At 55.0% G+C, this 11413-nt stretch carries 12 protein-coding genes; 6 read left to right on the forward strand and 6 right to left on the reverse strand.

Annotated features, from left to right (window positions below; genetic code table 11):
• Positions 1 to 78 precede the first annotated feature (78 nt).
• A complete protein-coding gene (locus ACIPW4_RS12915) occupies positions 79 to 522 on the reverse strand; it encodes a cupin domain-containing protein (RefSeq protein ID WP_400658345.1) in 444 nt (147 codons plus the stop codon).
• A 101-nt stretch (positions 523 to 623) separates the two neighbouring features.
• Between ACIPW4_RS12915 and ACIPW4_RS12920 the strand changes: the two genes are divergently transcribed.
• Positions 624 to 1535, forward strand: a complete 912-nt coding sequence (locus ACIPW4_RS12920) for a LysR family transcriptional regulator (RefSeq protein ID WP_400658347.1) — start codon at positions 624 to 626, stop codon at positions 1533 to 1535.
• Here ACIPW4_RS12920 and ACIPW4_RS12925 read toward each other — a convergent pair.
• Together ACIPW4_RS12925 and ACIPW4_RS12930 are read right to left on the reverse strand one after the other, a co-directional pair.
• Positions 1491 to 2048 (reverse strand): cyclophilin-like fold protein, encoded by a 558-nt coding sequence (locus tag ACIPW4_RS12925; RefSeq protein ID WP_400658349.1) that lies wholly within the window; start codon positions 2046 to 2048, stop codon positions 1491 to 1493. The two genes, ACIPW4_RS12920 and ACIPW4_RS12925, sit on opposite strands and share 45 nt — an antisense overlap.
• 41 nt (positions 2049 to 2089) lie before the next feature.
• On the reverse strand, positions 2090 to 3028 hold the full coding sequence (locus tag ACIPW4_RS12930; protein WP_400658351.1) for an AraC family transcriptional regulator N-terminal domain-containing protein: 939 nt from the start codon (positions 3026 to 3028) through the stop codon (positions 2090 to 2092).
• 221 nt (positions 3029 to 3249) lie between these two features.
• Here ACIPW4_RS12930 and ACIPW4_RS12935 point away from each other — a divergent pair, with 221 nt between their 5' ends.
• On the forward strand, positions 3250 to 4278 hold the full coding sequence (locus tag ACIPW4_RS12935; protein WP_400658353.1) for an alpha/beta hydrolase: 1029 nt from the start codon (positions 3250 to 3252) through the stop codon (positions 4276 to 4278).
• Positions 4279 to 4366: 88 nt separating this feature from the next.
• Positions 4367 to 5545, forward strand: coding sequence for an MFS transporter (locus ACIPW4_RS12940; RefSeq protein WP_400658355.1), 1179 nt, complete (start codon positions 4367 to 4369; stop codon positions 5543 to 5545).
• 143 nt (positions 5546 to 5688) lie between these two features.
• Here ACIPW4_RS12940 and ACIPW4_RS12945 read toward each other — a convergent pair whose 3' ends face one another.
• The 3 genes from ACIPW4_RS12945 to ACIPW4_RS12955 all read right to left on the reverse strand — a co-directional run bounded on the left by ACIPW4_RS12945 (position 5689) and on the right by ACIPW4_RS12955 (position 8527).
• Complete coding sequence (locus ACIPW4_RS12945; RefSeq protein WP_400658630.1) at positions 5689 to 7140, reverse strand: NAD-dependent succinate-semialdehyde dehydrogenase; 1452 nt, start codon at positions 7138 to 7140, stop codon at positions 5689 to 5691.
• 108 nt (positions 7141 to 7248) lie between these two features.
• Entirely contained in the window at positions 7249 to 8088 is an 840-nt protein-coding gene (locus ACIPW4_RS12950; RefSeq protein ID WP_400658357.1) for a hypothetical protein, read from the reverse strand.
• A gap of 145 nt (positions 8089 to 8233) precedes the next feature.
• Positions 8234 to 8527 (reverse strand): hypothetical protein, encoded by a 294-nt coding sequence (locus tag ACIPW4_RS12955; RefSeq protein ID WP_400658359.1) that lies wholly within the window; start codon positions 8525 to 8527, stop codon positions 8234 to 8236.
• On the opposite strand from ACIPW4_RS12955, the gene ACIPW4_RS12960 reads away from it, so the two are divergent.
• From ACIPW4_RS12960 to ACIPW4_RS12970, 3 genes are all read left to right on the forward strand, one after another.
• A complete protein-coding gene (locus ACIPW4_RS12960) occupies positions 8504 to 9328 on the forward strand; it encodes an SDR family NAD(P)-dependent oxidoreductase (RefSeq protein ID WP_400658361.1) in 825 nt (274 codons plus the stop codon). The genes ACIPW4_RS12955 and ACIPW4_RS12960 overlap by 24 nt on opposite strands.
• 25 nt (positions 9329 to 9353) lie before the next feature.
• Positions 9354 to 10802, forward strand: coding sequence for an aldehyde dehydrogenase family protein (locus ACIPW4_RS12965; RefSeq protein ID WP_400658363.1), 1449 nt, complete (start codon positions 9354 to 9356; stop codon positions 10800 to 10802).
• Positions 10803 to 10984: 182 nt separating this feature from the next.
• A complete protein-coding gene (locus ACIPW4_RS12970; protein WP_400658365.1) occupies positions 10985 to 11389 on the forward strand; it encodes an NUDIX hydrolase in 405 nt (134 codons plus the stop codon).
• Positions 11390 to 11413: the final 24 nt, after the last annotated feature.

The raw sequence follows: 11413 nt of genomic DNA on the forward strand, positions 1-11413 counted from the left end.
TTGTGAGTGCGGTTTAATTGCCTTCTGTAAGAAGTAAGCCGCTGGCGGACTCGGAGTGCCGATAATCAGCCTCGTTACTCAATCCTTTTTAACGGGCCCGCTCAGATACACTTCATCCGTCACTGCCTCAAGCCACTCGACTGGCTTACCATCAAGCGATTCGTTAATCGCTACGTGCTGCATTGCTGTCGTGTCGGTAGCACCATGCCAATGCCGGCGTCCGCAGTTACACCAAATAAGGTCTCCCGCCCGTATCTCGGTTCTTGGGCCATCTTCGCATTGAGTCCAACCCACGCCATCGGTCACCAGCAGAGTTTGGCCCAAAGGGTGGGTGTGCCAATTCGTGCGAGCACCTGGCTCGAAGTTGACGACTGCCACGCCAACCCGTGCAGGCGCAGGGGCCGTGAAAATTCGGTCGATGCGGACGCGACCTGTGAACCACTCGGCTGGGCCGGGGATCGCTTTGCTCGAACCCGCCCTTTGGATTTGCATATCGGCGGTGGTCAAATCGATGTCACTCATCTCAGGCACCTCATTGCGATTGTAGTGACAAGACTCTAGCTTCAGCGCTTTAATATGATAATCCGCAAAGTGGTTAAATCGGTTTGAAGTGATACTTAACAATGCTGACAGATAGCTTGGGTGATTTGGTGGTCTTCGTTGCGGTTGCGCGAGAAAAAAATTTCACGCGTGCTGCGGCTTATCTTGGGGTATCACCATCTGCCGTGAGCCAGACCATTCGCGGCCTTGAGGAGCGGCTGGGTGTTCGGCTGTTGACACGTACCACCCGCAGCGTGACCCGCACTGAAGCCGGAGAGAAGCTGCTGCAAGAAATTTCTCCGCTGCTGGATCAAATCGAGAATCATCTTGGAGCTTTGGCTGAATATCGGCAGCGACCTTCCGGGACGGTGCGCATAACGGCTGATGAATTTGCAGCCCGCCAGGTGATTTGGCCGCGACTCAAAGCGGTGCTTGATGAATTCCCCGAGATAACGGTCGAATTGATCACTGACTACGGCTTGACCGATATCGTCGCCGAGCGTTTCGATGCCGGCGTCAGATTGGGGGGGATAATCGATGCAGATATGGTTGCCGTCCCGATTGGCCCTCCGATGCGAATGGTGACTGTCGCCTCACCCGATTACCTTGAGAGGTATGGTGCGCCCACGCAACCAGAAGATCTGACTGGTCACCGTTGCATTAATCTGCGGCTGCCCACCCATGGAGGACTCTATCCATGGGAATTCAACCGTGACGGTAGCGAGTTTCGGGTTAGGGTCAAGGGCCCACTGATCATGAACAGTGTGATGCAAATCCTGGATGCTTCTTTGGCCGGGATAGGACTAGCTCAATTACCCAATGAGTTAGTGCAAGCGCACCTTACTCAACAAGCGCTTAGAGAGGTCTTAGGGGCATGGTCTGAAAGCTTCCCTGGCTATCACCTATATTACCCAACGCGTCGGCAGCAAACTGCTGCGTTCAAGGTTGTGCTAGAGGCTCTGCGGCATCGCCCGGGTAAACTCAATCTGGACTGATCTTCGACCCAGCACTTTAGCAAGCTCATCTGGATCTCTAAGGCGTCCAATCCGGGTATAGGAGTAGCTGGTCTGGAATGTCTTGTAGAAGATAACCAAGGTCTTCGACCCATAAAGCATGACATCGCCTCTGTTGATCGTATCTACGTTAGAGACGCTTATCGGCAAGGGTGATTGAAGATCAGCATATTTTTCATTGCTGTTGAGGTCAGCCATGTTGAGTGTAAGGGGCAGCATTTCGGCAAAAGCTCGAGCAGCTTTGGAATCATCCAGGATCATCGCGAATTGTCTATCACCCACCGACATCCATATATCAGGGTTCTCTTGATCTACAGTTATGGAAGGTCTGCTGCTCGGGAGGGTGTCCGCGGCAGCGGCTGGAAATGTGATGGCCATCGCAAGAGTTGCCAGCCCATACACTAGCGCAGGGATCTTTAGGCCAAGATTGCACTGACTGACTGCAAGAGGATGTGAAAGGGCTAGCATTCTTCGGATGATCATCGGTGAGTCCATGTTCAATTACTCATTTGGGTTTTATCCAACAGGTTACGGCATCACCGTCCGTTGCTCCCCGGCCGATTAGCGCTTTGCCTTAACTCAGCGATATCACGTTTCGGAGGGATTCCGAACTGCCGCCCATACTCGCGACTGAACTGCGATGGGCTCTCATAACCCACTTTAAAACCAGCTGTAGCAGCATCCAAGTTTTCGTTGAGCATCAATCGCTTCGCCTCGTTCAATCTCAGCCACTTTTGGTACTGCAGAGGGCTCATCGCTGTGAGTTGCCGGAAGTGTTGATGGAAGGTCGAGAGTCCCATCTGAACCTGCGATGCCAATTCCTCTACACGTAGCGGCGCGGCGTAGTTGAGCTTCATCCAGTCGATAGCCTTTGCAATACGGTGCCCCTTGCTGCCCACCGAAGCGATGCTCCGGAGTAGCGGTGCTTGATCACTTAACAGAAGTCGATAATGAATTTCTCGCTGGATCAGCGGGCCTAGCACTGGTATCGCATCGGGCTCCTCTAGTAACTCAATCAACCGTCTGAAACCCTCCATCAGCTTGGGGCTGAGGGTGCCGACGCCAGCGCTTCCATTTACAGGCTGGTTGCTGACAGGCAGACGGCCATCCTGGGCGATTAGCTCGGCGAGCATTCGTAAGTCGAGCTTTAACACGAGCCCGAGGCACGGTTCGGCTTCGCTGGCAGTTGTCACAGCTGACGTGGCCGGGATGTTCAGAGAGGTGACCAGAAATCGCGACGTGTCATAGGGATATGCATCGCTCCCAATCACCAATTCCTTTGCCCCTTGTACAACCAGGACGATGCTTGGCTCCACGATGCAGGTAACTGGAGGGGCCGGCTCGTTGCGCCTGTAGACGCTGAGATTCCCGATCGGGGTTCCGAAGTCTCCTGGGGTGGGCGCATGGGCGCTGATGATCCTGCATAGCGAGGAAGATGCGGTAGCGGGGGCAGTTATTGGCATTGGGCTGGTCATGAGGGTGGTCTCAGTGAGCTTTCAAAAACTCTACGCCTCACAGATCGCAGGTGTCCATGCATGACCAGCAGTGGCTAGAGAATTAGGCAAGGAAACTATCCGTTTGCTCTACTGATGTTCCGGCCTGCCCAAGGATGATGTGTTCGAGAAGAGATCTCTGAGCAACATTGCTGCCAGCGCTCTCTCACTTCACATCACTCCGAGTAGAAAGGTAAACGTCCATGAAGCATCTGATTACAGCGATGACCCTAATGGCCGGCTCAATAGGTGCCGAAGCCGCTGACATGTCGCATGGGGCTAACAATTTCTACAGGAGCGAGCAGGTTTCTTTTGAACGGGTGACGTTCAAAAATCAGTTCCAGATGACTACCGTCGGCAACCTGTTCCTTCCAAAAAAACAGGACGTCAACGCCAAGCACCCCGCCATCATCGTCGGACACCCTATGGGTGCGGTGAAGGAGCAGAGCTCGAACCTCTATGCTCAGAAACTGGCGGAGCAGGGCTTTGTGACCCTTGCGATTGACCTCTCATTTTGGGGCGAAAGCGATGGTCGACCTCGAAACCTGGTGTCACCAGACATTTATGCAGAGGACTTCAGTGCTGCTGTTGATTACTTAGGTTCACAAGGCTTCGTTGATCGCAATCGAATTGGTGTTCTGGGCATCTGTGGAAGCGGCAGTTTTGCCATCAGCGCGGCGAAGATCGACTCTCGCTTGAAAGCCATTGCCACGGTCAGCATGTATGACATGGGCGGCGCGAACCGGAATGGTCTTAAGCATGCCGTGACGGTTGAGCAGAGGAAGCAAGCCATTGCGGAGGCTGCTGCTCAGCGAGATGTCGAGTTCGCAGGAGGGGAAACTAAGTACACCAGTGGCACGGTCGACCAGTTGACTGAAAGCTCCAATGCCATTGAGCGTGAGTTTTATGATTTCTATCGTACTCCCCGTGGTCAGTTCACGCCGGAAGGTCAGTCACCTCTGCTGACGACCCACCCAACGCTGACTAGCAATGTCAGGTTCATGAACTTCTATCCCTTCAATGACATTGAGACCATCTCCCCGCGCCCGATGCTGTTCATCGCCGGCGAGGATGCCCACTCTCGTGAATTCAGCGATGAAGCGTATCGTCTGGCAGGTCAACCAAAAGAGCTGGTAATCGTTCCAGATGCTGGACATGTCGACCTGTATGACCGCGTCGACTTGATTCCCTTCGGCAAGCTGACCTCGTTCTTCCAGGCCAATCTCAAGTAAACCCCCTGCCGATAGCGACTGACCAGGTTCGGCATCCAGCTGAGCCTGGTGCGTTCGCTTGAAGATCTCACGCAACTCGAGAATTTTTATGAGCAGCACTGCTTTACCAGCCCAGCGGATCACTCGGGAAATATGGGGTGCCGTACTCGCGATGTCGCTCTGCGCTTTCGCCTTGGTGGCCTCAGAGTTTCTTCCAGTGAGCCTGCTCACTCCCATAGCCACCGACCTGTCACTGACCGAAGGACAGGCTGGCCAGGCGATCTCAATTTCGGGCTTTTTCGCCGTAGTCTCTAGCCTTCTCCTGGCGTCGATGACTCGAGGGATTGATCGAAAGCCTGTCCTACTGGCAACGACGGCGTTGATGCTAGTTTCAGGCTGTCTGGTGGCCTTCGCACCTAATTACACAGTCCTCATGGTTGGCCGGGCGGTGCTTGGTATTGCGATTGGCGGTTACTGGTCGATGTCCACTGCAGTGATGATGCGAATTGCGCCCGAAGAGCTCGTGCCAAAAGCGATTGCGGTTATGCAAGGAGGTACGGCTTTAGCAACCGCCGTTGCTGCACCAGTCGGCAGTTTTTTGGGGGGAGTGATTGGCTGGAGAGGCGCATTCTTCTGCGTGGTGCCTCTCGCAGTTCTCGCTTTGATTTGGCAAGCGTTCACTTTGCCAAGTATGCCGAGTGAGCGTTCCTCGGGCTCCGCTGCCGGCTCATTGCGCCTCCTGGGCAACGTGAAGGTTGCTCTAGGGATGGCGGCGGTGGCATTCCTGTTCATGGGGCAGTTCACTCTGTTCACCTACCTTAGACCCTTCCTGGAAGCTGTAACTCATGTAGATGTGCCGACGCTCTCGATACTTCTACTGATCATTGGCGTTGCCGGGCTGGTGGGAACGATGACGGTCGGTTCACTCGTTGGCCGGCATCTTCATCGAGTCCTTTTGAGCATCCCTTTGATTATGGCCGTGATCGCCTTCTCGGTGATTGCCGCTGGTTCGTGGCTTGTACCTACTGCAGTGCTTTTGGGGGGATGGGGTTTGGTCTCTACCTGTGCGCCAGTGGGGTGGTTCACCTGGCTCGCAAAAGCGCTGCCGGAGGATGCAGAGGCGGGTGGTGGTCTGATGGTGGCTGTGATTCAGCTCGCGATTACAGTTGGCGCAACTGCTGGTGGATTGCTCTATGACGGAGCTGGGTATCAGGCAACGTTTTTGGCCAGCGCAGTGTTCCTCTTGAGCGCGGCTCTGCTGACAATGTTGGTAGCCCGTAGGCGCTGAGTCCGTCACCAGCTTCTGGCTCAGGTTTCACTCATAAAAAAGCGCCCTGGTGCATGTGTATGCAGCAAGGCGCTTTGTTTTACTTTCGATCACCTTCGATCTCACATGGCGGCCGTGATCGACCGCCTGTTTGGCATTCGCGGTTAAATCCCACCGATTGCCATGTACTTCATTTCCAGATACTCATCGATGCCGTGTCGGCTGCCTTCACGACCGAGACCGCTCTCCTTCACGCCGCCGAAGGGCACTTCAGGAGTCGAGATCAGGCCTTCATTGACGCCGATGATTCCGTACTCAAGCGCCTCGCTAACTCGGAAGATTCGACCCACATCTCGGGTGTAGAAATAACTCGCCAGGCCGAACGGGGTGTCATTGGCGAGCTGCACCGCTTCTTGCTCAGTCTTGAAGCGGAAGAGTGGTGCCACCGGGCCGAAGGTTTCTTCACGGAAGATAAGCGCATCCACGGAAACATTGGCCAAGATTGTTGGTTGGTAAAAATTCCCGCCCAGGCTGTGGCGTGCTCCGCCCGTTACGACGAACGCCCCTTTGCCCACGGCATCTTCGATATGCTCTTCGACCTTGAGAACGGCCGCTTCGTTGATCAGGGGGCCTTGGGTGGCACCAGGCGTCATGCCATCTGCAACCTTTAGAGCATTGACTGCGGCTTTGAGCTTTTCAGTGAAGCTGTCGTAGACGCCGTTTTGAACCAGAATCCGGTTGGCACATACACACGTCTGGCCAGTATTGCGGAATTTGGATGCAAGGACACCCTTAACGGCTTCATCTAGGTCGGCATCATCGAAGACGATGAATGGTGCGTTGCCACCTAGCTCCATGGACGTTTTCTTAATGGTCTGGGCGCATTGCGCGAGCAGAGTACGACCCACTTCCGTTGAACCGGTGAACGAGAGCTTACGGACGATTGGGTTGTCGGTCAGCTCCTTGCCGGTAGCGCTCGATGGGCCAGTGATTACGTTGCACACGCCTTTAGGCATGCCTGCACGCTCCGCCAGTACGGCGATTGCCAAAGCGGAGAGGGGAGTTTGGCTGGCAGGGCGGATCACGCCGGTGCAGCCCGCTGCCCAACCTGGGCCTGCTTTACGAGTGATCATCGCAGAAGGGAAGTTCCATGGCGTGATCGCAGCAAATACGCCGATTGGTTCTTTGGTCACCAGAACGCGGCGTCCTGCTGTATGAGGGGGCATGGTTTCGCCATAGACCCGACGACCTTCTTCAGCGAACCACTCAAGGAAACCGGCCGCGTAGTCGATCTCACCTTTGGATTCCGCCAACGGCTTTCCCTGTTCGGCAGTCATAATCGCTGCCAGGTCGTCACGATTCTCCACCATCAATTGGCCGATTTTGCGAATGATCGCGCCGCGGTCTTTAGCCACCATCGAGCGCCATTGAGGAAGTGCTGCGTTGGCAGCTTCAATAGCACGACGCGTTTCAGCCACGCCCATGGCGGGAATTGTCGCTACCAGCGCTCCGGTCGCGGGGTTACGCACCTGCAGAACAGCGCCATCGTCTGCTCCTACCCACTCACCGTTGATGTAGTTCTGTTGACGCAACAGAGAAGGGTCTTTTAGCTCGATTGTTTTTGTAGGTTCTGGCATTGGATTCAGTCCTTCAGGAAGACGAGATGGTGAAAGCAGATGCATTGATGGCAGCAAGGGGCGGTGATGATCCCGCCCCAGTGCAGTTCAGAATTTCGGAAGCACAAAGCAGAGGAACTCGGTCGGCTCCAGAGCTCGGATCGCAATAGGGCCTTCGTTCGCGAGGAACTCAAAGGCGGTAGCCGGGCCATATTCTTGATCGCCAACCGCAACACGGCCTTTGGCAAGGAACAGGATTTCGATCGATGGATGCTCCCCCGCACCGTAGGCCGCATTCTCATCAAGGCGGACGAAACCAATACGGGCGTTTCGCTCAGTGAACGATCCAAGCCACTTGACGGCTACACCTTCCGAGCCTTGATGAACCCAGTCGTAGGCCGCTGGGTTCATGGCGATCACGTCTTCATAACGTGGAGTTGCAAACTCCAGCTTGCGGCCAGTGGCATGTTCGAAGCACGCCGCAGAACCATCGATGGTTTGCTCCTCGCCGTTGGCATCGATGTAGATGTACTTGCCTTTGCTGAAGCGCCCCTTCTCGTTGAGAACGGCGTTAGTCGCTTCGCGTTGGGCAACACTGAGGTAGCCGAAGCCGCTTGCTCCTCCGAACTGCAGAACCAGGGTTTCGAGCCCTTCGCTACGGTCTTGGGGGCCGTAATGAACGCTCTCTGGGAAATACCCAACCCAGCCTTCCTGAAGAACCTTCCCTTCGGCGTAAGGCAGCGAGCCTTTGATGATGTAACGAACCTGATCGAAATTGTGGCGATGCCTTGGAGTCCGCCAACCGCCTTCACCGGCACGCCCCATGTTCAGGTCGTAATTGTTGGGCGATCCGTCCTCACCAAATAGCAAGTGTTTCTGGGCAAGCACGCCCTCACGCATCGTGCCGACCAGTTCGCTATCGGTGTCTGAAGCTTTCGAAACCCGCATTTTTATTCCCTCATCGGTTTAGTCGGGTGATACCAGTTATGCAGTGGCCAGTGGCTCGGCATGACTGCTGCCAACCCAGCTCGTCCTCGCCCAGACGGCGTACTATGCTGCATAAATCAACGTTATCTCGCATAGTGGGATATTGTCAATCCGATGAGAGGCTGGTTGAGGGTTGTCGCTGAGCGTCATAGACGAACGGATTGATAGCCTTCATGGCTAGATTTTCAGCCATTCTGTTGGGGTGGAGGTATGCCGATATGGGAGAGGCATGAGCCTCGATATCACTTGATTGATCAGAAATTACAAAAATCCCGCCAATTGACACTGTGTTGTTGCGGTGATAATAATTTGCCCAAGCAGCCGAAGCTCGCTCGGCAGGTTTGTGATCCTCCAATAACAAAATCCAGGAACCAAAATGACTGATCAAACCGTAACCCATGCTCCTCATGATTCCGGTGTCCCGGCTTCTGCGCGTTGCTTCAGCGTCGACGGGCGTGTCGTCCTCATTACCGGTGCCGGCCAGGGCATTGGTCGTGAGTTGGCTCGTCAATACGGCGCGGCGGGTGCTATCGCCGTGGTCGCGGATTTGAATGCTGAAAAGGCCGAATCTGTAGCGGGCGAAATTCAGGAAGCAGGCGGGCAAGCATTGGCCGTTCGTGTCGACGTAGGTGACCAGGCCTCAGTGGATGCAATGGTTGCCCGCGTGGTTGAGGCATATGGTCGTGTCGATGTGCTCATCAACAACGCATCGGTTTTCGCCGCTATCGAAAAGCGCCCATTCGATCAGATCCCTCTCGAGCAATGGGAACTGGTCATGCGCGTTAACGTAACTGGCACGTTCCTCTGTGTTCGCGCAGTAGCCAAATCGATGAAGGAAGCGGGCTTCGGTCGCATCATCAACATCTCCTCGGATGCGGTGCCGCGGGGCACTGTTAACTACCTGCACTACGTCACCTCGAAGTCCGCCATCATTGGGATGACCAACTCTCTGGCGCGTGAGCTTGGGAGCTACGGCATCACCGTTAACTGCATCCGGCCGGGCATGGTGGCTACTGAAGTCGAGCGCACCGTCAACCCGACCCTTGAGCTGCGTGAGCGTACCGCCAATATGCAATGCATTCCGCGCGGCATGATGCCAACTGACCTTGTAGGGATTCTGATGTTCCTGGCTACTCCGGCTGCGGCCTTTATCACTGGCCAAACCATCGCGTGCGATGGTGGCTACACCCACAGCAGCTGATAGCGAGCAGAGAGAGGTCAGTGCAATGCAGCGTTACGAGAAGTTTTACATTGACGGAGAGTGGGTGACCCCGCTTAACCCGAGCTACATCGATCTCATCAACCCAGCGACCGAGGCTCCCTTCGCGAGCATCGCGATGGGGGGAGTTGACGACGTTAACAAGGCGGTAGCTGCTGCGCGTAAGGCTTTTGAAACCTTTTCGCTAACCAGCGCAGATGAGCGTATCGCGTTGATCGACAGGATCATCGAAGCCTACGAATCGCGTATTGATGAGTTCGCAGCTGCGATCGCTCAAGAGGTTGGGATACCTGTCAGTTCGCGCGCTCAAGTCATGGGGCCGGTCGGTCACATGAAGGTTGCCCGCGACCTGCTGAAAAGCTATGCCTTTGAATCGAGGGTTGGTGCAACTATCGTTCGCCGCGAGCCTATCGGTGTTTGCGCACTGATATCGCCATGGAACTGGCCGATCCAGACGAAAGTCATCAAGGTGATTTATGCCCTGGCGGCTGGATGTACTGTTGTCTCCAAACCTAGCGTGAATTCGCCAATCAGCGCCATCCTTCTCGCAGAAGTCCTCCATGAAGCCGGGGTGCCGAAGGGCGTTTTCAACCTGCTCAACGGGCCTGGACGCGTGATTGGTGAGGCCATGTCCAGCCATCCTGATATCGACATGGTTTCGTTTACTGGGTCTACAGGTGCTGGCAGTCAGGTAGGGCAAGCAGCAGCACGTACCATCAAGCGCGTGTGTCTGGAGCTGGGCGGGAAGTCTGCCAATATTGTCCTCAAAGACGCAGACTTGGAGAAAGCAGCTCGCTGGAACATCCAGCGCTGCTTCTTCAATACTGGGCAATCGTGCCACGCTCCGAGCCGTATGTTGGTGCATGAGTCGCAGATTGATCAGGTCATTCCATTCCTTCAAGACGAAGTAAGCAAGTACCGCATCGGTGACCCTCAAAATCCTGAGACGACCATGGGGCCAATCGTGAGCAGAGCTCAATTCGATAGCATCCAGCGTCACATCCAATCGGGTATTGATGAAGGTGCTCGCCTTGTTGCAGGCGGGGTAGGGCGACCAGAAGGCTTCGACGCAGGCTTCTATACCAAGCCGACAGTCTTTGTAGATGTATCGCCCGACATGACCATTGCTCGTGAGGAAATCTTCGGCCCAGTCCTTGCTGTCATCCCTTATTCCACTGAAACCGAAGCCCTGGAAATTGCCAACGACTCGCCTTATGGCCTGGGTGGTTACGTGTTCAGCAGGGACAGCGACCGGGGTTACAAATTCGCCAAAGGCCTGCGCGCGGGCCGTATTTCATTCAACGGTGCGGAAACCAACTCAGTCACGCCGATGGGTGGTTACAAGCAATCTGGTGTCGGACGCTCGATGGGGGTGCTGGGCTTGGAGGAGTATCTGGAAGCCAAGTCCGTTTATGGCTTTGAGGCCAAAGCAGATCTCCTGGTTGAGCGACGTTAAAGGTTTTCGCCTGTAAGGGCGCCAGCAACATGGATGTCGCTGGCTTTTTCATTGAGGGATCTGAAGATGGGGCTGTGCCCATCAGGGTTGAACGAGTCGTCATATAGGTGAGTCTTCAGAGAATAAGTCTCTACTCGCTACAACGAGACGGATATGAACCTAATGACGAGCTGAGCGTGTGCATGCGGGACAAGAAAGCGCGAAATGCCAAGATCAAGGCTAGAGCAACGATCATCTGTCTTCGAAGCGGCAGAGTTCTTCTGGTTCGTAAAAAAAGTGGAAAGTGGAATTTCCCTGGCGGTGTTATCGAGCCGGGGGAGTCCCCAATCGCAGCCGCTACCAGGGAGCTCCAGGAAGAAACCGCCATCGCAGGCCACAGCCTGCTTCCACTGTGCACCGTTCAGGTGGGATTGACCGTACACCACGTTTTCACCACTCATTTCGATGATGAAGAAAGGCCCAAGGCTCGCAATGAGATCGTGGCCTGTAAATGGGTGCTCAGAGACAATCTCAGTTCAGAGATGCTGAACCCAACAGCGGCTGGGCTGCTATCAAGACAGTTGCCGGCGCTGTACCCATCAGCGTAATTCTACGGAGCGGGGAACTCGAAA

The sequence above is a fragment of the Pseudomonas sp. NPDC089996 genome, assembly GCF_044748405.1.
Taxonomy (GTDB): Bacteria; Pseudomonadota; Gammaproteobacteria; order Pseudomonadales; family Pseudomonadaceae; genus Aquipseudomonas.

What these genes read in the sequence shown, in the direction of transcription:
- ACIPW4_RS12940 (WP_400658355.1), top strand. Translation starts at nt 4,367, where the DNA reads ATGAGCAGCACTGCTTTACCAGCCCAGCGGATCACTCGGGAAATATGG.
- ACIPW4_RS12965 (WP_400658363.1), top strand. Translation starts at nt 9,354, where the DNA reads ATGCAGCGTTACGAGAAGTTTTACATTGACGGAGAGTGGGTGACCCCG.
- ACIPW4_RS12935 (WP_400658353.1), top strand. Translation starts at nt 3,250, where the DNA reads ATGAAGCATCTGATTACAGCGATGACCCTAATGGCCGGCTCAATAGGT.
- ACIPW4_RS12960 (WP_400658361.1), top strand. Translation starts at nt 8,504, where the DNA reads ATGACTGATCAAACCGTAACCCATGCTCCTCATGATTCCGGTGTCCCG.
- ACIPW4_RS12920 (WP_400658347.1), top strand. Translation starts at nt 624, where the DNA reads ATGCTGACAGATAGCTTGGGTGATTTGGTGGTCTTCGTTGCGGTTGCG.
- ACIPW4_RS12955 (WP_400658359.1), bottom strand. Translation starts at nt 8,527, where the DNA reads ATGGGTTACGGTTTGATCAGTCATTTTGGTTCCTGGATTTTGTTATTG.
- ACIPW4_RS12915 (WP_400658345.1), bottom strand. Translation starts at nt 522, where the DNA reads ATGAGTGACATCGATTTGACCACCGCCGATATGCAAATCCAAAGGGCG.
- ACIPW4_RS12930 (WP_400658351.1), bottom strand. Translation starts at nt 3,028, where the DNA reads ATGACCAGCCCAATGCCAATAACTGCCCCCGCTACCGCATCTTCCTCG.
- ACIPW4_RS12925 (WP_400658349.1), bottom strand. Translation starts at nt 2,048, where the DNA reads ATGGACTCACCGATGATCATCCGAAGAATGCTAGCCCTTTCACATCCT.
- ACIPW4_RS12970 (WP_400658365.1), top strand. Translation starts at nt 10,985, where the DNA reads ATGCGGGACAAGAAAGCGCGAAATGCCAAGATCAAGGCTAGAGCAACG.
- ACIPW4_RS12950 (WP_400658357.1), bottom strand. Translation starts at nt 8,088, where the DNA reads ATGCGGGTTTCGAAAGCTTCAGACACCGATAGCGAACTGGTCGGCACG.